Raw genomic sequence first — 20,087 nt, forward strand, 5'->3', positions numbered from 1 at the left:
TTGCTTACATTTTGAATATATTAGCTCATTCATATACTATTCACCAAAAAAATAATCACAACTGGTTTACTATTGCGTTACAAATAGAATAAAATGCCGTGATTATATAATGATAATTATTCACTGCATGAAAGGAATTGTTTCGAAATGGCAATAAGTAGAAGAAAATTTATTCTTGGTGGCACAGTGGTTGCTGTTGCTGCAGGCGCTGGGATTTTAACACCTATGTTAACGCGAGAAGGGCGTTTTGTTCCTGGTACGCCGAGACATGGTTTTGTTGAGGGAACTGGCGGTCCATTACCGAAACAAGATGATGTTGTTGTAATTGGTGCGGGTATTTTAGGTATCATGACCGCGATTAACCTTGCTGAGCGTGGCTTATCTGTCACAATCGTTGAAAAAGGAAATATTGCCGGCGAACAATCATCGCGATTCTATGGTCAAGCTATTAGCTATAAAATGCCAGATGAAACCTTCTTATTACATCACCTCGGGAAGCACCGCTGGCGTGAAATGAACGCTAAAGTTGGTATTGATACCACTTATCGTACACAAGGTCGTGTAGAAGTTCCTTTAGATGAAGAAGATTTAGAAAACGTAAGAAAATGGATTGATGCTAAAAGCAAAGATGTTGGCTCAGACATTCCATTTAGAACAAAAATGATTGAAGGCGCTGAGTTAAAACAGCGTTTACGTGGCGCTACCACTGATTGGAAAATTGCTGGTTTCGAAGAAGACTCAGGAAGCTTCGATCCTGAAGTTGCGACTTTTGTGATGGCAGAATATGCCAAAAAAATGGGTATCAAAATTTTCACAAACTGTGCAGCCCGTGGTTTAGAAACGCAAGCTGGTGTTATTTCTGATGTTGTAACAGAAAAAGGACCAATTAAAACCTCTCGTGTTGTTGTCGCCGGTGGTGTTTGGTCACGTTTATTTATGCAGAACCTAAATGTTGATGTACCAACATTACCTGCTTATCAATCACAGCAATTAATTAGCGCAGCACCAAATGCGCCAGGTGGAAACGTTGCTTTACCCGGCGGAATTTTCTTCCGTGAGCAAGCGGATGGAACGTATGCAACTTCTCCTCGTGTCATTGTTGCTCCGGTAGTAAAAGAATCATTTACTTACGGCTATAAATATTTACCTCTGCTGGCTTTACCTGATTTCCCAGTACATATTTCGTTAAATGAGCAGTTGATTAATTCCTTTATGCAATCAACACATTGGGATCTTAATGAAGAGTCGCCATTTGAAAAATATCGTGATATGACCGCTCTGCCTGATCTGCCAGAATTAAATGCCTCACTGGAAAAACTGAAAAAAGAGTTCCCAGCATTTAAAGAATCAACGTTAATTGATCAGTGGAGTGGTGCGATGGCGATTGCACCAGATGAAAACCCAATTATCTCTGATGTTAAAGAGTATCCAGGTCTAGTTATTAATACTGCAACAGGTTGGGGAATGACAGAAAGCCCTGTATCAGCAGAAATTACAGCAGATTTATTATTAGGCAAAAAACCTGTATTAGATGCCAAACCATTTAGTCTGTATCGTTTCTAACTCTTTTTTTTGATAAGAAATGAAAGCCCTCTAATAAACCGCTCTGTTATTAACGGCGGTTTAAAAAGAGGGCTTAGTTATTTAATATTTAGTCAAGGTAAGACAACGGCCAATGTTTAAAGTAAATGTGATTAGCTTGCCAATCTACTTTTTCTACATTATCACTGAGCAAATATTTAGCTACCGTAAAGGCAAATTCAAAGCTAACACCTAATCCTTTGGCACTGATAAATTTCCCATCAACAACAACATCTTGGTCAAGATAATGACCATCATCATATTTATCAGCAAGTTTATCACCAGTGCTGTAATAACGACCTTCAAGAAGATGATGTGCTGCTAATACTTTTGCACCGGAAGAGCATAGAGCACAAATGTATTTGTCTTGTGCAATATGGCGTTTAATAAAATCAATCACGAGTGAATTTGCACATAGACGATCTGTACCTTTAGGACCACCCGGCATCATTACTGCGTCATAACTGTGTGTGAATTTTTCGGTTAATAGGTAATCAGCACTGATCTTAGTGTTAAAATAGGTGTTTAACACCAGTGTATCCATGCAAGAAAGTACATCTACATGAATATCAAGGCGACGCATGATATCAATAAAAACAACCGCTTCACCTTCTTCAAAACCATCAGCCAATAAAACGGCAACCTGTTTCATTTTGTTTATCCTTTATTCTTAAGTAATGAATGGATATTTTGAATATTGCGAGCAATAGTCTGTTTGTCTTGATTATCAATTGCCTCAGTAGTAGCAATCCAACTGCCACCACATGCGATAACTTGCCCGATAGCGAGGTAATCACTAACATTGTTTAGACTAATTCCTCCAGTAGGCATAAATTGAACTTGAGAGTAAGGTGCCGCCATTGCTTTTAGCATTTTTACTCCACCAGAAGCTTCTGCTGGGAAAAATTTTAGCAAGGTTAAACCGCGCTCAAGAGCAACTTCAATTTGGCTTGGGTTATTTATTCCAGGCACAATATCAATGCCATTATGAAGGCAATAATCGACGGTTTTTGGATTATAACCGGGAGAAATAACAAAGCTTGCACCCGCTTCTTTTGCTATATCAGCTTGTTGCGCTGTTAATACGGTACCCGCACAAAGAATAAGCTCAGGAAAGTGTTCTCTCATCAGCTTTATTGCTTTGGCGGCTGCTGGAGTACGAAAGGTAATTTCAGCAATAGGTAATTGATTTTGGGTTAGTATTTCACCCAGCCAAATTGCATCTTCGGCGCGATTAATTTGGATCACGGGGATCACTTTCAGTACTGAAAGTGTATCAACAATTGACTGTCTCATGGTTATCCTTGATGAGTGAATAGAATGAATCAGTGATGTTATGGGGAATAATGGCGCCATGATGTTGGATAACTAATCCTGCTAATGTATTTCCCCATAAACAACATGTAGGCAAAGGGTAGTTTTGTAGCCATGCAGCAATAAAACCAGCATTAAAAGAATCCCCGGCTGCCGTAGTGTCTATGACATGCTGTATCGGTTTGGGGCAGATATAACCGGTATTTTCACCATCAGACCAGAAAGCCCCTTTTGCTCCTAGTTTAACAATGACGTTTTTATTGCCCCATTGATGAAGGCGTTCGACAATTTTTTGCTCAGTAAGGCTGGGTTGTTGCCAGAGAGCTTGTTCATCATCTCCGGTGACTAAAGCGATATCACTGAGTCGATATAGTTTTTCGAACCACTCTTGCGCATGAGGTATTAGATCCCATAAACGAGGCCGAAAGTTTGAATCGACAATTAAGGTGAGCCCTCGCTGTTTAAGGCGGATTAATTGCGTGATTAACGCTTCTTTTCCTTTCGGCGTTAAAATGGCCAGTGAAATACCACTAAGATAGATAACACTATCGTCGGGCAAGGTATCTAGATGTGTTGCAAAACGGTTGTCCGTTGCAATATAACGTGCAGCGGCATCACTACGCCAATAATGGAAGCTACGCTCACCACAAGTATCAATTTCAATGGCATATAAACCGGGAAGTTTTTCGGGAATGGTGATCACTGACTGGCAGTTGATCCCCTCTTTTTCCCATGCTTTTTGCATTAAGGCACTGTAATTATCAGTGCCTAAACCTGTTATATATTGCGGATGTAATGTAGGAATGAGGCGCGCTAAATACAGTGCTGTATTTAATGTATCGCCCCCAAAACGCTGTTGTTGTGGCAAAAAAGGTTGGCCACTTAGCTCTATCATACATTCGCCAATAATGGCGACAGTTCTATTTATTTTCACAGTTTCCCATCACTTTTACAGACGCGAATTTTATCTGCAACCACCGCTTTCATCGCCGCTTTACCTGGCACTAGATAATGGCGAGGATCACTGGCATCAGGATTATCTAAAAAGTACTGCTTAATTGCGTTAGAGAAAGCAATTTTAAGTTCGGTTGCTACGTTAACTTTGCAAATACCTAAGTCGATACAATGACGTACATCAGTATCAGGAATACCTGACGCGCCATGTAGTACTAAAGGGATCTCTGTTTTTTGGCGGATGGCATGTAGACGATCAAAATCAAGATGTGGTTCATGTTTATACATACCATGTGCTGTACCAATCGCCACCGCTAATGAGTCAATTCCTGTGGCTTTGATAAATTGTACTGCTGAATCAGGATCGGTAAATAGCGCATCTTTCGCATCAACGATTAAATCATCTTCTTGCCCACCAAGACGACCTAATTCAGCTTCTACGGTGCAATCCCAATAATGGCAGAAATTGACGACCTCTTTAACCAGGCGAATGTTTTCTTCAAAAGGAAAATGAGAAGCATCGATCATGGCTGATCGCACCCCCGAAATCACCTTATTGCAAATATCAGGAATATTTTCATGATGATCTAAATGTAGTGCTACTGGGATGCGATATTGCTCAGCCGCTTGCTGGCAAATCGAAATTAAATAATCACTACCAGCATAAGCAAACGTGCTAGGTGTGCCTGCTAAGATCACAGGTGATGCCATTTCAGCCGCAGTTTCCATTACCACTTGGATAGTTTCCAAGTTATGAATGTTAAAAGCGGGCACAGCATAGTTTTCATGCTGTGCTTTATTGAGCATATTACGAGTAGAAACCAGATACATGTTTGCCTCTCATCTTTCGTTTAATTACGATTAATAATAAACGAAAGAAATAGAAAGGTAAAAGATCTAAATCACATTTTTATTCCCTTCGCACCGAAAGCAAATGAAAGTAAGTCAGAAGAAATGTGTCATTTTAGAACTGTAACTGGTGACTCCTTTGCGTAATAGGTTGTTTTTAGGGCGTCTTGATTGTCCAATTACAGTTTCTGTGATTTTTTGTACTCGCGTTTGTTTTTCTAAACGGCGAGTTAAAGGTGATTGTTGTTGTGTATAATCCTCTCGAAAAATAACACTGACTTCTTGTGTTGCTTTCACCCCGATAATTGATGCTTGGATAGCGGGTATTTCGAAACGAAAGTCATTTTTTTCGATAGGTAAAGGAAGTGATGGTGCTTGCCATAAATTAATACGATCAGCACAATAAAGAGCGATAATGACAGCCCGTAATGACCAAAAAGAGCTTGCTGGACCACTGTAATTATCAACTAAACGAGCATCATGATTAAATAGCCCTTGAGTGGGAGCGCCATTTTTGAGTGCACCTTGAGAAATAAAATAACGTAAGCTGCTTTCAAAAGCCCGTTTAGCCTCTCCAACTTTGACAAAAGGGCATTGTAAATCAACGCCTGCGAGTAATGGCGCAGAAACAGCAAGACGATAACAAGCACTACGACCAAAAAAAGGAATACCTTTTGGGGTGATAAAATAAAGGTAGTGTTGATTAAAATTATTCAGGGATTGAGTAATAAAATCATGATCAAATTGTGGATCAATTTGCGCTAGCCAATAAAGAGAATAATAAAACCCCCACGCATTGTAGTAATCATAATTACCTTTTGCCCCATCACGAAACCATCCATCACCGACATAAAATTCTTTTAATCTTTCATAACGCCAATGGGCAATGGTATCTTTACCTGTCAGTGCTTTAATAACAAATTGGACGGTTAGTGGAAAAAAATGCCAGTTATTATCAACAATTTCGCAGTGATTAACTTGTTCAAACCAGTTAATTATTTGCTGTTTGATCTCCGAAGATAACGTATCCCAAACCCATTCACGGCTGATCCAAAGAGTAAGAGCGAGATCAGATGCCTCACAAATTCGTTGATCGTAATTTTCAAGTTTTCCCCAATAGCCTTTATGAAGAGGATCTGTTCCATGAATAAAGCTTTGTTTTATCATTGAAGGTAAATGGTAAATTTGCTGGTTTAAACCTAGTAATGTGCTTTTTTTGCTATTTACTGTCCATGCGGCAAGTAAAGGAAGTACTCGACTGACCCCTTCTAGCGCATCGGTTCTGACGGTTTGTTGACCAGGACTACCGGGGTAATAGGCATGGGAATAACCCCAAACCTGATAGTGATGAAAAGCTTCTGTAATATACTGAGTAAGTCTTTCACAGAGCGAAAAAAGAGAGTGTGTCTCATCCTTAAAAAAATCAGCAATAGCATTATCATGACGGTGATAAGCCGATTTTCTGACTAATCGCCGGATTATGTTTTCTTTAAATAAGCGTTGATAAATTTTTACATCAGGGTGCTCATAAGGCAGTTTAGGCCGTGGTTTAGATGCAATTTCAATAACCATTTTCGTATCTCAGAAAAAAGACGCATCCTTGCGAAACAAAACGGAAGTTGAGTTTAAGGTTTGGCTGAATCTACTAGTATTTGATAGTGATCTTGCCCCCAAATAACAGGTTTAGGTTTATCTTTGATCCACTGGTAATACGCATTTTTTAGTTCAGCCACTTTTTGTGGATTTTGTTTTGCCAAATCGATTGATTCGCCAGGATCGGTGTTATCGTTAAAAAGCTGTGGTTGATTTTTACCATCATCATAAAAATAGAGCGCCCATTCACCATCACGCACTGCCCAAGCACCTTTAGACAGTTTCTCTAAGTTAGGGTTTACTGGAGGCGTTTGACGTTGATAGGTGATCCATTGATGATAACCATGCCAAAACTCTTGGTTTTCTTCACTATAATGCTTAGTGCCGGGGCCTGCCCAATACAGATAAGCATGAGGCGAACGCGTTGTTTCACCTTTAAGCAATGGCATAATATTTTTACCTTCTACTTGCAGGCTATCAGGAATTTGAATATCAGCGACTTGTAACGCGGTTGGCAAAATATCAAGTGCGGAGATCATCGCATCGCTTTTTGTTCCCGCGGGAATAGTTCCGGGTTGATAAGCAATAAAAGGTACTCTAACTCCACCATTAAACATCTGGCCCTTAAAGCCTCTATCCATGGCATTCATGGGCATGGGGGATTCATTAACTGCACCATTATCAGATAAGAAAAAAATTAATGTATTTTCTAGCTCACCATTTTCTTTTAATTTCGCAATGATTTGTCCAATACCTTCATCTGCTGCATTTAAGGCGGCAAAATATTTATCTGCCTCCACATTCCCTGTATCAAATTTATCCATATACTTAGCAGGAGATGCTTGCTCTAACGGTATGTGTGGAACGCTATAAGAAAGATTGATAAAAAAAGGTTTATCTTTATGTTCATCAATAAATTTTAGTGTTTCATCCGTTAATAGATGGGTGGTGTAACCCGGAGCAGGAACATTGACACCATTACGCCAAAATGCAGGCGAATTCCATAAGGCAACACCTGATGCATAATAACTAAAGGCGTAATCAAAGCCCCGCTCATGAGGCGCATAACCCGCTTCAGGGGTTGAGATCATATTGTCGTGATAATCACGGGTTTGTTTATTTTCATTTATTTTCGGTTTACGGATAACTTTTGCATTATGCCATTTACCAATGCTGGCAGTGGCATAGCCATTTTCTTGGAAAAGTGAGGGTAACAATTTGATATCTTGGGGTATACCTAAAATGGCATCATCATTGCTGTAAGTACCAAAACTGGCGGGTGAGCGTCCTGTAAAGATACCTGCACGAGAAGGGCCACAAACGGGATGAGCTACAAATGCATTAGTCATTTTTGCACCGTTTTCTGCCATATCACTGACATTAGGCATCGCAATACGTGCGGCTTCTATCATTTTATTGATATCACCTTTATAACGAGGAGGTGTTGGTCGCTGAGCTAACGCATCTACATCTAAGGTATCCAGTACAAAATCAAGTTGTCCTGTGCCTAAATCATCCATTACGATTAACAGTACATTCGGTTTTTCAGGTGTGCCACCAGCATGGGCTGATATTGGAAGGCTTAAACATGACGTGGCAATGATCCCCGCGAGTATGCTTTTTTTAACAAAAGGTAAGGTCACAGATTGTCTCCAAAATAAATAAAATGAAATAAAATAAAATAAGAGTCACTTGAGATAGTTTTTTTGCATCGCCCCAAGTGCATCACTGGCAAGGCCTCCACGAGCTATCGCTTGACGCATTAATTGCATGCCGATTGCCGTGTGATGAAATATTTTTTTATAAGAGTGACATAGATAATTGTGGCGATATTTTTCGCCTTCTATAGCAATAATGCGATGTTTAGGACAACCGCCATAACATAAGCTTTGCACTTCACACTGTTTGCAAAGGTTGGTTTGTTTATCGTATTTATTTTGACCAAAGCGTTGCTGTGTTTTTGATGTTGCGAGCTGTGCAAGACTTGTTAGTTGTATGTTGCCTAAATTATTAGCGGGATAAACATAGTGATCACAAGAGTAAACATCACCATTGGCTTCAATAATTAATGCTTGACCACAAGTTTTAGATTGAATACATGTTGATGCAGGATATCCCATCCATGTCCCTAATAAGCTATCAAATAAGCGAATGTATATTTTTCCTACATCACCTTGGCGTATCCATTCATTGAATATATCGGTCATAAATTTTCCGTAACCTTCAGCGGGAACAGAGAAAGCCGCTAATTGTGCGTTAGGACCGGGAGCATAATGTCCGCCATGAGTGTGTGGGAAACGTCTATCCACTTCGACTATGGGAATAAATTGAAAAAAAGTTGAACCTAAATTTTTTAAAGCTTGATAAGTCTCTTTTCCTTTATTCCAGTTTTGATCATTTACAACGGTTAATGTATTAAATTCAACACCATACTCATTTAGTAAATTGATGGCGCGTTTTACGCGTTCAAATGTTGGGCTACCATTGACTGAAATACGATATTTATCGTGAACGGCTTCAATGCCATCAATTGAAACGCCTAATAGAAAGTGGTTATCAGCAAAGAATTGTGCCCATTGGCGATTAATGGCAATCGCATTGGTTTGTACACTATTGGTAATTGTCTTGCCGTTAGCAAATTGCTTTTGGTATTTGACCACTTTTTCAAAGAAGGCTAATCCTGCAAGCGTTGGTTCACCACCTTGCCAAGCAAAATCAACCTGATCGCCACTGTGTGACTGAATATAGTCTTTAATATAACGACGAAGTACACCATCAGGCATCACTGTATGGCCTGTTTCTTTTGTCTCATCTTGAAAAATATTTTCTTTTTCCAGATAAAAGCAATATTCACATTTAATATTACAGTGGTAGCTTGTCGGCTTTGCCATCATATGAAATAAAGCAGGTTGATTTGATGCCATTATTTATTTCCTGAGTTTATTTTTTATCCTGTTACATTACGTAAATTTTTACAAAACAAAAGAGATTAAAATCACAAATATAGAATATCGAAAGTAAATGAAAGTTTATTAATAAGTATATAACACAATAATTTTCAATTTAACGATGTTCTCATGGCGATAATTTCGTGTTCTTTTGATTATTTGAGCGATATGACTCTTTTATTTTTCGAAAATAAATAATCATTTTGAATTTTTAATCTGATTTTTGTGAAATATTTCGCTATTAACTCTATTTCATGGCATTTTATATAGCTATATATGGTGTAATCATAAGAGTGACATTACCTTATATCATTTTATTTATTGGAAACTGATGCCCTCAAGGCTATCATTGACATGACACGAAAATAATCGTAAGCAATCGACAGTGAAATCGAAACTTTGTGAAAGAGATCAAAAGTTTTGTTTTTTTGCGTTGTCGGTTAAATTTGGCGTAGTAAACTACATTCGAAATCAATCGAAAGTAAATCTTTTGGTTTCGTAAGGAGACGAAAGTGAAAGCGGCAGTTGAGAGGCGTATGGAAATCCTCGATATGGTTAACCAACAGGGCAAAACCAGAGTCGAAGATCTCGCTGAATTATTTAAAGTCTCAAGTGTCACTATCCGCAGCGATCTAAGTTTTCTTGAGAAAAATGGCTATATCGTTCGCTCTCATGGCGCAGCAATTCCTAATACAGGCTTTATTGCTGAACTGAGTATCCATGAAAAACGTGGACAAAATGCGGGCATTAAAACATTAATCGGGAAAGCTGCCGCAACGCTGATAAAGGATGGAGACACCGTCATTCTTGACTCGGGGACAACTACACGCGAAATCGCGACACATTTAAAGTCGCGCGAAAATGTAGTCGTCATGACTAACGGTCTGGATGTCGCAATGGAGTTAGCAAATACCACAGGTGTTGAGGTTTTAATGACAGGTGGTGTATTGCGAAAAAGTGCATTGTCTTTTTCTGGCTCACAAGCTGAAAATAGTCTAAGAAATTACCGTTTCGATAAGGTTTTTCTTGGTGTTGACGGATTTGATTTACGTGTTGGTATCACTACTCACAATGAACAGGAAGCCAGTCTTAACCGTTTAATGTGTGATATCTCAGAAACGATTATTGCGGTTGCAGATTCTACGAAATTCGGTAAACGCAGCTGTCATATGATCAGAGAGTTTGGTGATATTGATGTGTTAGTGACGGATTCAGGTATTCCTGATGAGTATGTTCAGGAACTGAAAGATCATAAAATCGACGTTATCATCGTGGACGATAAGACAGCGTAATTTGCTAACTCCATTAGCAACACCGCCGGTGTTGATTATGGAGTTAGTATTTACATGCATCCTTTAGAAAAGATTGTTCAGCAACATAAATCAGGCAAACAGAATGGTATTTATTCTGTTTGTTCTGCCCACCCTTTAGTAATAGAAGCTGCTTTATTACAAGCGCTGGACGATGATTCCTTTCTGCTGATTGAAGCCACCTCTAATCAGGTTGATCAGTTTGGTGGTTATACAGGTATGACTCCCGCTGATTTCTACCAATATGTTATTGAGAAAGCGGAAAATGTCGGTTTTCCTGTCGAAAAGCTTATCCTTGGTGGTGACCATTTAGGGCCTAATCGCTGGCAGCATCTTAATGCTGAAGAAGCGATGGCAAATGCGGATGTACTTATTGCACATTATGTTGCCGCGGGATTTAAAAAAATCCATCTTGATTGCAGTATGTCTTGTGCAGATGATCCTATTCCTTTAACAGATGAAATCGTGGCATCGCGTGCAGCTCGTCTTGCTGTTATTGCAGAAAATACCGCCAAAAAGACATTTGGTTTTAGTGATATTGTTTATGTTGTTGGCACAGAAGTCCCCGTTCCTGGTGGTGCTGCTGAAGAGCTTGATACCGTTGAGGTGACTTCACCTGATGCTGCCCGTAAAACATTAGCGTGCCATCGCCAAGCATTTTATGACGCTGGTGTGGGAGAGTGTTGGACTCGTGTTATAGGTTTAGTTGTACAGCCTGGGGTTGAATTTGATCATACCGGTATTATTGATTATCAATCTGAAAAAGCACAAGCGTTAAGCCAAGTAGTAAATGACTATTCTCATCTGGTTTTTGAAGCTCACTCTACAGATTATCAAACCAATCAAGCTTATCAGCAACTCGTCCATGATCACTTTGCTATTTTAAAAGTTGGGCCGGCGCTAACATTTGCTATGCGTGAAGGTTTATATGCTCTTTGCGCCATTGAAGAAACATTATTTCCTCTTGAAAAGTGCTCTCGATTACGTGAAAAAATGGAACAATTGATGTGCCGTGAGCCTAATTTTTGGCAAAAATATTATCACGGTGATGAACGTCAACTCGCCTTTGCTCGTGTTTATAGTTTTAGTGATCGTATTCGTTATTATTGGCCTGATGCCGAGATTAATACTGCTATTGATACATTAATGGATAATTTATCTGTTAAGCCTATTCCACTTCCCTTACTTAGCCAATATTTGCCTTATCAATTTACCCAGTTTAGAGAGGGGAAAATTGCGGGTACGCCTGAGTCATTTGTTATTGCGAAAATTCGTGATGTGTTGTCGGTTTATGCCGATGCGTGCAATGTCCATTAATTGAGGGAAACCATGGAATATTTAAGCTATCAAACCGCTGAACTTGAGCAGTTAAACGCATTTTGGACAGCGAAAGAAATTGACCAGCAACCAGAGTGCTGGAAAAAAACATGGCTATCAATTCGAGAAAAACGTGCTGATATTGAGTCTTTTTTAGAAAAAGCATTGGAGGCATCAAATAGCAGAATAATTCTTACGGGAGCTGGAACATCCGCGTTTGCCGGTAGAGCGTTAGCACCTATTTTGACGGGAGCTATAAAACGTCGTGTTGATGCTATTGCCACAACGGATTTAGTCGCTGATCCTCAAGAATATTTAGCCGAAGATATCCCTACATTACTGATTTCTTTTGCTCGTTCAGGGAATAGCCCCGAAAGTGTGGCTGCGTTAGATATTGCAAAGAAGTGCTTATCGCAATGTTACCACTTAGTTTTAACCTGTAACCCTCAGGGCCAGCTTTATCAATATTGCCAAAATAGTCATAAGGCATTGGCGTTATTAATGCCGGAAGAGTCAAACGATCGCTCATTAGCAATGACATCAAGTTTTTCTTCAATGATGATGGCGGCGGTCACTATCTTTTTAGGCGATAGTGTATTTACTGATGCTATTGCGCCGTTTTTTAGTGATTACAAAGCGCAATTTGACAAAGCAAATAAAATTATCCGCCATCAATACGCAGGAAAATTCAAACGCGTTATTTATCTTGGTAGCGGAGGATTACAAGGGCTAGCACAAGAAGCCGCATTAAAAATGTTAGAGCTGACGGCGGGTAAAGTCGTAGCCAATTTTGATACCCCATTAGGCTTTCGACACGGGCCTAAATCCATCGTAAATAAAGAAACCCTTGTGGTGATGTTTTTCTCTAATGATCCTTATACACGTCAATACGAGACAGATTTATTACGAGAGGTTATTCACGATAATGCATCAGGCAAGGTGATCGCGATCACCGCACGAAATGATAAAACTTTTTCACCAGAGAGTTTTGTTTATATTCCAGCGTTAGAGAACTGTTCAGATGTGGCGCTATTGTTCCCTTATTTGATGTTGGCGCAATCATTTGCATTTCACAGTTCTATTGCACTAGGGAATACGCCTGATAATCCATCTCCAACCGGAGAAATCAATCGAGTTGTACAAGGCGTCACAATTTATCCGTTCTCACTTAAAACAGAAGACACACAGTCTGCTTTAAATTAATAAAATATAATAAGAGAGCTAGTTATGAACACACCTAATATTGTCTGGACCCGCATTGATGAACGTTTACTTCATGGACAAATCCGCATTACATGGGGTAAACATACGGAAGCAAACCTAATTTTAGTCGCTAATGATGATGCTGCTGAAGGTCCCAATGCTGCATTTATGCAGGCGGGAATGAAAGCATCTGCTGGCGGCGAATATGCGGTTCGCTTTTTCTCTATTCAAAAAACTATTGATGTTATTAGCAAAGCATCTCCTCGTCAGAAAATTTTTGTTCTGTGTAATAACCCAACTGATGTAGCCCGTTTAGTTGAAGGTGGCGTGCCTATTACTCATTGTAATGTTGGCAATATGCATTTTCATGAAGGTAAACGTCAAATTGCGAAAACAGTCTCTATCGATGAAAAAGATCTTAGTGCTTTTAAGCGTCTTATCGAAAAAGGGGTTACTTGCACAGTCCAAAACACACCAGATCAAACTCCTGTTGATGTACTAACACTCGCATCAGCCTGATTATTTCCTGATCAAGAAAACCTGCTATAGGCAGGTTTGAGGATAATTTATGATTTTTGAAGCTTCTTTAGTGGCTTTATGGGCCTTCTTTTGCGGTATCGATAAGTACGACGTGGCATTAAATATCCATCGACCATTAATTACAGGGCCCGTTGTCGGCCTGATTATGGGAGATATGCAAGTAGGATTAATTGCAGGTGCTACCTTAGAACTTGCATGGTTAGGGCTTGTACCTAATGCCGGAGCTCAGCCACCAGATGTGACTTTAGGCACCATTGCAGCAGTTGCTTTTGCAGTAATGACAAAACAATCACCGGAAGTTGCAATGGGAATAGGTATGCCTATTGCTGTTTTAATGCAGATGTTGGTGATTGGTTTCTTTGCTATGACTGCATTTACCATGGGTAAAGCGGATCGATATGCAGAAAAGGCTGACGGGGCGGGGATCTCTCGCTTGCTGATTATTACACTTATTGTCCGTTCACTCCTTTATGCTTTAGTCGCTTTTGTTACTGTTTATTTTGGTGAACATGCTGCTCAATGGATTGATGAGAACACGCCAAAAGTCTTATTAGAAGGATTAGGTATTGGGGCGAAAATGGTACCCGCAATTGGTTTTGCAATGCTTCTAAAAATTATGTGGTCAAAAGAAGTGGCCGGTGTGTTCTTTATTGGTTTCGTGATGACAACCTATCTCAAACTCCCAATTATGGCCGTCGCTATTTTAGGCGCATCAGCCGCCGCACTCTACTTCTTCTTTAGTGGTAACAATAAAAATTCAAGTCAGCAGAATGAGGATTTCGAAGATGGTATCTGATAACAGCACCGCATTGAAAACGCAGGATAAACCAGAAACAGGTTCTTTGATTGATGGCATTGATGAGTATCAAGATACTGCTGTCAGAAAAGTTATTACTAAAGGCATACTTTGGAAGTGTGCATTCCGTGGCTTATTTATGGAAGGTAACTTCAACTTTGAACGTATGCAAGGTGGTGGATTTGCTTTCTCAATTATTCCAGCATTGAAGAAAATTCACGGCAATAATAAACGCGATTATGCAACATCGTTGAAAAACCATCTGCAATTTTTTAATGCCAGTCCAAAGCTGTTTACCTTTTTATTAGGAACGGCGGTGGCAATGGAAGAGAACAAAGAAAAGCCATCGACTGTTAATGTGATGAAAGTGGCAGGAATGGGGCCGACTGGGGGTATTGGCGATGCTATCGACCATATGACCTTAATGCCTTTGACCTTAGCATTAGGTGCTTCTATTGCAATGGAAGGCTCGATTGCAGGACCTTTCGTTTTCTTCTTCTTGTATCAAATTGTGCATTTTTTAGTGTATTTCGGACTGATGTTTATGGGCTATCGCGCAGGTACTGCGGCAATGGTCAATATGAGCGATGCCACTGAAAAATTAGCGAAAGCGGCAAATATTATGGGGATCTTTGTGATTGGTGCGCTCTCGGCGACCTTTATCAAAGTGCAAACCACCGCCTCGCTGGAACTTGGTGGAAAAGTCGTTGAATTACAAACAGCCCTCTTCGACAAAATTATGCCGAATTTACTGCCACTGTGCTTAGTTTTCTTAATGTACAAAATGGTGAAAAGTACCGGTTTTTGGGGTAAGCCCCCGGTATTGATTTTTTCAACCCTAGCATTTGGCGTTATTGGGCATGTATTAGGATTCTTATAAAAAAGAGATGCCCTAATTGTCGACACTGTTAATCGAAATACATTATTAACTTGCTACAAACGGGTAGTAGAACTATCTGCTACTCGCAAGGAGTTACTCATGATAGGTCTTATTGTCTCAGGACATCTTAATTTTGCTACAGGTATGGCATCCGCTGTAAAGGCGATTGCTGGTGAGCAAGAAAATATCGCGTTTATTGATTTTATTGAGTCAATTTCTCCGGATGAGCTTGAACAAAAAATGCGTGAAGCGATTAACGCTATGTCATGCCAGCAATATCTGTTCTTAACAGATTTACCTGGCGGTACCCCCTGTAATCGCGCAATGGCAATCATGATGCAAAATCCCTCTGTTGAGGTGTTAGCTGGGGTTAATTTACCCATGATTGTTAATGCGGCATTTGAACGGGAAGGGTGTTCAACGACGGAATTGGTGCAAACGCTACGCGAAATTGGTCAAGACAGCATTCAAGATATTCGAGAGCAATTGGCACAAATAGATAGTCATGATGTTGAAGAAGAAGACGGCTTATGAGTCAGCGATATGCCATTTTAGCAGATAGAACCTTTACACCTGAAGGTATCCGTTATCTCTGCTATGTCCATGTTAATGGTGAAAATATTGAATCAATCACCACACAAGCACCAACAGATTGCCCAGTTATTCGCTTAAAAGGAAAATCATTATTACCCGGTTTTGTGGATATCCATATTCATGGTCGTGAAGGGGCTGATGTGATGGATGCAACGCAACAAGGGCTACAAACTATAGCCGATGCGCTGGTTAAAACAGGGGTTGTGGCTTGGGTTGCAACGACTGTCACAGCACCGATGGAGGATATCCGTCATGCGCTATTACAAGTCCGTGAGTTTGTATCAAAACCTCAAGCAACAGGTGCGTTGTTACTCGGTAGCTTTTTAGAAGGCCCTTATTTTACAGAACGCCATCGTGGTTCACACCCTGTGAAATATCTCAAAGCGCCGACCATCTGTGAATTAGAAACATTACTCGACAGTGCTGGGGGATCGCTATTGCGTGTTGCTGTTGCACCTGAAGCTGAAGGTGCGATGAATGCGATTGATTGGTTGGTCAGCCGAGGAATTAAACCAAGTGTGGCACATACAGCAGCAACTTATGAACAAGCTTCACGAGCTTTTTCACACGGTGCTGATTGTGGTGTGCATCTGTATAACGGCATGACCGGGCTTCATCATCGTGAGCCGGGATGTTGTGGTGCAGTGTTATATCACAGTGTATTAGCTGAACTTATTGCTGATGGTATCCATGTTCACCCTGTAATGATGCAACTGGCATATCGCATGAAAGGATATCAACAGATTGCCCTAATTACAGATTGTATGCGGGCAGGAGGTTTAGCTGATGGTGATTACACATTAGGTGCTCAAACGGTCACCGTCACCAATGGACAGGCAAAAACTGCCGATGGGTCGCTAGCTGGCAGCACTTGCAGTCTTGATAGTGCGTTAAGAAACATGGTGCAACTTGCACATATTCCTGAGTGGGAAGCGGTTCAAATGGCATCGGCGATCCCCGCTGAGTATCTCGGCATAGGGGATAAATTGGGTTATATCAAAGCAGGTCAACAAGCCAGCTTTGCCGTGGTGGATGAGTGTTTTCATCTTACCGATACATTCATCAGAGGAAATCATATTTACTCTGTATCCGGGGATAATGCATAACCTTTTCGTTATGCTCCCATCAGTAAAAATGAGGTATTTATAATGGAAATTCGTCAGCCAATTCATAGTGAACATGCTAAAAGGCTTGATACAGAAGGACTTCGTAAAGAGTTCCTGATTGAGAACCTATTCTGTGAAGGGGAAATGAATCTCACTTATAGCCATATAGATCGGATTATTGTTGGGGGAGTTGTCCCAACAACTCAACCTTTAGCATTAATGGCGGGTAAAGCACTTGGTGTTGATTTCTTCTTAGAAAGACGTGAATTAGGTGCTATTAATATTGGTGGTGCGGGTAAAGTTATTATAGACGGTGAGGTATTTGAAATTGGCCCTCGTGAAGCCATTTATATTGGTATGGGAGCCAAATCTGTTGAATTCACCAGTGATTCTGTAGAGACACCGGCGCGTTTTTATATTAACTGTGCACCAGCACATCACACTTATCCTACTCGCAAAATTACTCAACAGCAGGCCTCACCTGAAAAGTTAGGTAATGCAGAAAATTGTAACGTTCGTACGATTTATAAGTTTTTACATCCTTCAGTGTTACCAACATGTCAATTATCCATGGGGATGACAGTGCTTGAGCCGGGTAGCTTGTGGAACACAATGCCATGTCATACTCATGAACGTCGTATGGAAGTATATCTTTATTTCGATATGAAAGATGACAATGTGGTTTTCCATTATATGGGAGAGCCAACTGAAACTCGTCATTTAGTGGTACGCAACGAACAAGCTGTCATTAGTCCTAGTTGGTCAATTCATTCTGGCGTAGGAAGCGCATCTTATACCTTTATTTGGGGAATGGTGGGTGAAAACCAGGTATTCCACGATATGGATCATGTTGCTATGAAAGATCTGAAATAACAGATAATTAATTACATTTTATTCTTTATTCCTACAAAAAAAGTGTGGCAATTATTGCCACACTTCTAGAGGTTTTAATCATGAATTTATTTGATTTAACAGGCAAAGTTGCCATTGTTACTGGGTGTAATACAGGCTTAGGGCAAGGAATGACAATAGGTTTAGCACAAGCCGGTGCGGATATTGTTGGCGTGGGTATTCAAGATGCTCCTGAAACGCGTCAAAAAGTCGAAGCGTTAGGCCGTCGTTTTCATTACATCACGCAAAATTTAATCCAACAAGATGGATTAGATACTTTAGTGGATGAGGCTGTTAAGGTGATGGGACGTATTGATATTTTAGTGAATAATGCCGGTATTATTCGCCGTGAAGATCTTTTGCAATTTAATGAAAAAGATTGGGATGATGTGATTAATATTAACCAAAAGACACTGTTTTTCTTATCGCAAAAAGTGGCTCGCCAGTTTGTCAAACAAGGCGAAGGTGGCAAGATAATCAACATCGCGTCAATGCTTTCTTATCAAGGAGGTATCCGAGTTCCTTCTTATACGGCAAGTAAATCCGCGGTAATGGGATTAACACGAGCATTAGCGACGGAATTATCACAATATAATATTAATGTAAATGCAATTGCTCCTGGCTATATGGCAACCGATAACACCGCTGCACTTCGTGCTGATGAAGCGCGTAATGCTGCTATTTTAGAGCGTATTCCAGCGGGGCGTTGGGGAACACCTGAAGATGTCGCAGGTCCTGCCATATTTTTAGCCTCTAAAGCTAGTGATTATATCAATGGATATACCATTGCGGTTGATGGTGGTTGGTTAGCTCGATAATCTTATGGAGAACTAGGATGGAACACGCTAATACAGAGGCTTTACAAAGAGATCTCGTGTTACAAAATATGAAACGGGTTTATCGTTATCAATCGGCTCATCAAGTTCGCAGTGTTCGTCGCCGTAGTGGTAAAACTCGTTTTATTAAAGATACAGATTGGGAACGCGGTGTTTTATGGACCTGTGTAAGTGCGGCATGGCAAGCGACACAAGATAAAGAGTACCTTAATGGTGTGTTAAATTACACCTTACATACTGGATTTAGAACAGGTCCTAATGCACGTTTTGCGGATGATCATGTTTGCGCTCAAGCTTATTTGGCGATAAGTCCTTTGTTTGAACAATCTGAAATTCTTGAACCGACGATTAAAGCGTTTGATATCATGCTAAATGATCCAAAACTAGGGCGTGAAGACTGGTGGTGGTGCGATGCACTTTTTATGGCACCTCCTGGTTTTGCTGCTTTGGCTGAAATTATTAGCGAACGACGTTATTTGGATTATATGCATACCGCTTATTGGGATGCTATTGAACATTTACGTGATGCTGAAACTGGACTTATTTTCCGCGATCACCGCTATATTCCTGATGGTCAGGGAAATGAAATGCGTGAAGCTAATGGTGAAAAAGTATTTTGGAGTCGCGGTATTGGTTGGGTTTTAGCTTCTATTCCTCGCATTCTTCAATATATGCCTGATGATTATCATGAGCGCGATCGTTATATAACACTGTTTAAACAATTAGCGCGTTCTATCCTAGATTACCAACATGAAGATGGTTTTTGGCGCACCAGTTTATTAGATCCTGATAATTTCCCTGCACCTGAAAGTTCAGCTACGGCGCTTTTTTGTTATGGACTTGCATGGGGAATAAATCAGGGTGAATTAAATAAAGAAGAATATTTTCCCGCATTACATAGAGCGTGGTCAGCATTACAATCCTGTATTCATGATAATGGTATGATTGGTTGGGTACAACTTCCGGCATTTAACCCGCGAGAGGTAAAGTTTGAACATAATATGGATTATGGCGCTGGAGCATACTTATTAGCGGGTAGTGAAGTATTAAAAATGACGTTAAATAATTAGCTCTTTATATTAATAATTGGTAATTTAATACCTATTCCTTTTAATTTGTTTCTAACTAATATATTGGCTAAAATAAAAGTCGACTTTTTCATTTCCTCTTGCGCTCCGATAAGAATGGAGGCAGAATCAAACTGTCTGTTTTTGAGTCCGCCTCGGTTAATATACTGTATATTTTCCGGGGCTTTTCTCTTTCTGGTATTGGCATAATGCTTGAACCAGATTGATCCAAGCACCCGGCGCAGAGCATAACAAATTATTAAAATGAGACAACAGATTTATTATCAATAATAAATGAAGATATGATT

General features: G+C 40.1%; 19 protein-coding genes. 12 read left to right on the forward strand and 7 right to left on the reverse strand.

Annotated features, from left to right (window positions below):
* Positions 1-147: 147 nt before the first annotated feature.
* Positions 148-1,563 (forward strand): NAD(P)/FAD-dependent oxidoreductase, encoded by a 1,416-nt coding sequence (locus tag AACU98_RS02985; RefSeq protein WP_004248621.1) that lies wholly within the window; start codon positions 148-150, stop codon positions 1,561-1,563.
* A gap of 88 nt (positions 1,564-1,651) precedes the next feature.
* On the opposite strand, the gene AACU98_RS02990 is transcribed toward AACU98_RS02985, so the two are convergent.
* The 7 genes from AACU98_RS02990 to AACU98_RS03020 form a co-directional block, all read right to left on the reverse strand.
* Positions 1,652-2,233, reverse strand: a complete 582-nt coding sequence (locus AACU98_RS02990; RefSeq protein WP_004244223.1) for a DJ-1/PfpI family protein — start codon at positions 2,231-2,233, stop codon at positions 1,652-1,654.
* A gap of 5 nt (positions 2,234-2,238) precedes the next feature.
* Positions 2,239-2,877: a bifunctional 4-hydroxy-2-oxoglutarate aldolase/2-dehydro-3-deoxy-phosphogluconate aldolase gene (locus AACU98_RS02995; protein ID WP_004244222.1), complete on the reverse strand. Its 639-nt coding sequence runs from the start codon at positions 2,875-2,877 to the stop codon at positions 2,239-2,241.
* Complete coding sequence (locus AACU98_RS03000; RefSeq protein WP_004248619.1) at positions 2,858-3,829, reverse strand: sugar kinase; 972 nt, start codon at positions 3,827-3,829, stop codon at positions 2,858-2,860. The genes AACU98_RS02995 and AACU98_RS03000 overlap by 20 nt, the downstream gene beginning before the upstream one ends.
* The gene (locus tag AACU98_RS03005; protein WP_004248618.1) at positions 3,826-4,680 is read right to left on the reverse strand and encodes a tagatose bisphosphate family class II aldolase; all 855 of its coding nucleotides are present in this window, start codon (positions 4,678-4,680) and stop codon (positions 3,826-3,828) included. The genes AACU98_RS03000 and AACU98_RS03005 overlap by 4 nt, the downstream gene beginning before the upstream one ends.
* A gap of 114 nt (positions 4,681-4,794) precedes the next feature.
* The gene (locus AACU98_RS03010; RefSeq protein WP_004244217.1) at positions 4,795-6,270 is read right to left on the reverse strand and encodes a DUF2264 domain-containing protein; all 1,476 of its coding nucleotides are present in this window, start codon (positions 6,268-6,270) and stop codon (positions 4,795-4,797) included.
* Between the two features lie 53 nt (positions 6,271-6,323).
* Complete coding sequence (locus AACU98_RS03015; RefSeq protein ID WP_004244216.1) at positions 6,324-7,934, reverse strand: sulfatase family protein; 1,611 nt, start codon at positions 7,932-7,934, stop codon at positions 6,324-6,326.
* A gap of 45 nt (positions 7,935-7,979) precedes the next feature.
* Complete coding sequence (locus tag AACU98_RS03020; RefSeq protein ID WP_004248616.1) at positions 7,980-9,215, reverse strand: anaerobic sulfatase maturase; 1,236 nt, start codon at positions 9,213-9,215, stop codon at positions 7,980-7,982.
* 536 nt (positions 9,216-9,751) lie between these two features.
* On the opposite strand from AACU98_RS03020, the gene agaR reads away from it, so the two are divergent.
* The 11 genes from agaR to AACU98_RS03075 all read left to right on the forward strand — a co-directional run bounded on the left by agaR (position 9,752) and on the right by AACU98_RS03075 (position 19,782).
* Positions 9,752-10,531, forward strand: coding sequence for a transcriptional repressor AgaR (agaR, locus tag AACU98_RS03025; protein WP_004244214.1), 780 nt, complete (start codon positions 9,752-9,754; stop codon positions 10,529-10,531).
* A 54-nt stretch (positions 10,532-10,585) separates the two neighbouring features.
* On the forward strand, positions 10,586-11,866 hold the full coding sequence (gene kbaZ, locus AACU98_RS03030) for a tagatose-bisphosphate aldolase subunit KbaZ (protein ID WP_004248615.1): 1,281 nt from the start codon (positions 10,586-10,588) through the stop codon (positions 11,864-11,866).
* Between the two features lie 12 nt (positions 11,867-11,878).
* Positions 11,879-13,069: an SIS domain-containing protein gene (locus AACU98_RS03035; protein ID WP_004244212.1), complete on the forward strand. Its 1,191-nt coding sequence runs from the start codon at positions 11,879-11,881 to the stop codon at positions 13,067-13,069.
* Between the two features lie 24 nt (positions 13,070-13,093).
* Positions 13,094-13,588 (forward strand): PTS N-acetylgalactosamine transporter subunit IIB, encoded by a 495-nt coding sequence (agaV, locus tag AACU98_RS03040; RefSeq protein WP_004244211.1) that lies wholly within the window; start codon positions 13,094-13,096, stop codon positions 13,586-13,588.
* A 49-nt stretch (positions 13,589-13,637) separates the two neighbouring features.
* Positions 13,638-14,405 (forward strand): PTS N-acetylgalactosamine transporter subunit IIC, encoded by a 768-nt coding sequence (gene agaW, locus AACU98_RS03045; RefSeq protein ID WP_004244210.1) that lies wholly within the window; start codon positions 13,638-13,640, stop codon positions 14,403-14,405.
* On the forward strand, positions 14,395-15,285 hold the full coding sequence (locus AACU98_RS03050; protein ID WP_004244207.1) for a PTS system mannose/fructose/sorbose family transporter subunit IID: 891 nt from the start codon (positions 14,395-14,397) through the stop codon (positions 15,283-15,285). The genes agaW and AACU98_RS03050 overlap by 11 nt, the downstream gene beginning before the upstream one ends.
* 99 nt (positions 15,286-15,384) lie before the next feature.
* Entirely contained in the window at positions 15,385-15,819 is a 435-nt protein-coding gene (gene agaF, locus AACU98_RS03055) for a PTS galactosamine/N-acetylgalactosamine transporter subunit IIA (protein ID WP_004244205.1), read from the forward strand.
* On the forward strand, positions 15,816-16,985 hold the full coding sequence (gene nagA, locus AACU98_RS03060) for an N-acetylglucosamine-6-phosphate deacetylase (protein WP_046334684.1): 1,170 nt from the start codon (positions 15,816-15,818) through the stop codon (positions 16,983-16,985). Before agaF ends, nagA begins: the two co-directional genes overlap by 4 nt.
* Positions 16,986-17,027: 42 nt before the next feature.
* Positions 17,028-17,858, forward strand: a complete 831-nt coding sequence (gene kduI / locus AACU98_RS03065; protein WP_004244203.1) for a 5-dehydro-4-deoxy-D-glucuronate isomerase — start codon at positions 17,028-17,030, stop codon at positions 17,856-17,858.
* An 80-nt stretch (positions 17,859-17,938) separates the two neighbouring features.
* Positions 17,939-18,694, forward strand: coding sequence for a 2-dehydro-3-deoxy-D-gluconate 5-dehydrogenase KduD (kduD, locus tag AACU98_RS03070; RefSeq protein ID WP_161735486.1), 756 nt, complete (start codon positions 17,939-17,941; stop codon positions 18,692-18,694).
* A 17-nt stretch (positions 18,695-18,711) separates the two neighbouring features.
* Complete coding sequence (locus AACU98_RS03075) at positions 18,712-19,782, forward strand: glycoside hydrolase family 88/105 protein (RefSeq protein ID WP_161735488.1); 1,071 nt, start codon at positions 18,712-18,714, stop codon at positions 19,780-19,782.
* Positions 19,783-20,087 lie beyond the last annotated feature (305 nt).

Origin of the sequence: Proteus sp. G4380 (assembly GCF_963885725.1) — a bacterium.
GTDB lineage: Bacteria > Pseudomonadota > Gammaproteobacteria > Enterobacterales > Enterobacteriaceae > Proteus > Proteus mirabilis.

Bases quoted from the DNA above. Each gene is read 5' to 3' on its own strand.
- AACU98_RS03035 (WP_004244212.1), top strand. From the start codon at position 11,879: ATGGAATATTTAAGCTATCAAACCGCTGAACTTGAGCAGTTAAACGCA.
- agaV (WP_004244211.1), top strand. From the start codon at position 13,094: ATGAACACACCTAATATTGTCTGGACCCGCATTGATGAACGTTTACTT.
- AACU98_RS03005 (WP_004248618.1), bottom strand. From the start codon at position 4,680: ATGTATCTGGTTTCTACTCGTAATATGCTCAATAAAGCACAGCATGAA.
- AACU98_RS02995 (WP_004244222.1), bottom strand. From the start codon at position 2,877: ATGAGACAGTCAATTGTTGATACACTTTCAGTACTGAAAGTGATCCCC.
- kduD (WP_161735486.1), top strand. From the start codon at position 17,939: ATGAATTTATTTGATTTAACAGGCAAAGTTGCCATTGTTACTGGGTGT.
- AACU98_RS03050 (WP_004244207.1), top strand. From the start codon at position 14,395: ATGGTATCTGATAACAGCACCGCATTGAAAACGCAGGATAAACCAGAA.
- kduI (WP_004244203.1), top strand. From the start codon at position 17,028: ATGGAAATTCGTCAGCCAATTCATAGTGAACATGCTAAAAGGCTTGAT.
- AACU98_RS02985 (WP_004248621.1), top strand. From the start codon at position 148: ATGGCAATAAGTAGAAGAAAATTTATTCTTGGTGGCACAGTGGTTGCT.
- AACU98_RS03010 (WP_004244217.1), bottom strand. From the start codon at position 6,270: ATGGTTATTGAAATTGCATCTAAACCACGGCCTAAACTGCCTTATGAG.
- agaF (WP_004244205.1), top strand. From the start codon at position 15,385: ATGATAGGTCTTATTGTCTCAGGACATCTTAATTTTGCTACAGGTATG.
- nagA (WP_046334684.1), top strand. From the start codon at position 15,816: ATGAGTCAGCGATATGCCATTTTAGCAGATAGAACCTTTACACCTGAA.
- kbaZ (WP_004248615.1), top strand. From the start codon at position 10,586: ATGCATCCTTTAGAAAAGATTGTTCAGCAACATAAATCAGGCAAACAG.
- agaW (WP_004244210.1), top strand. From the start codon at position 13,638: ATGATTTTTGAAGCTTCTTTAGTGGCTTTATGGGCCTTCTTTTGCGGT.
- AACU98_RS03020 (WP_004248616.1), bottom strand. From the start codon at position 9,215: ATGGCATCAAATCAACCTGCTTTATTTCATATGATGGCAAAGCCGACA.
- AACU98_RS03075 (WP_161735488.1), top strand. From the start codon at position 18,712: ATGGAACACGCTAATACAGAGGCTTTACAAAGAGATCTCGTGTTACAA.
- AACU98_RS02990 (WP_004244223.1), bottom strand. From the start codon at position 2,233: ATGAAACAGGTTGCCGTTTTATTGGCTGATGGTTTTGAAGAAGGTGAA.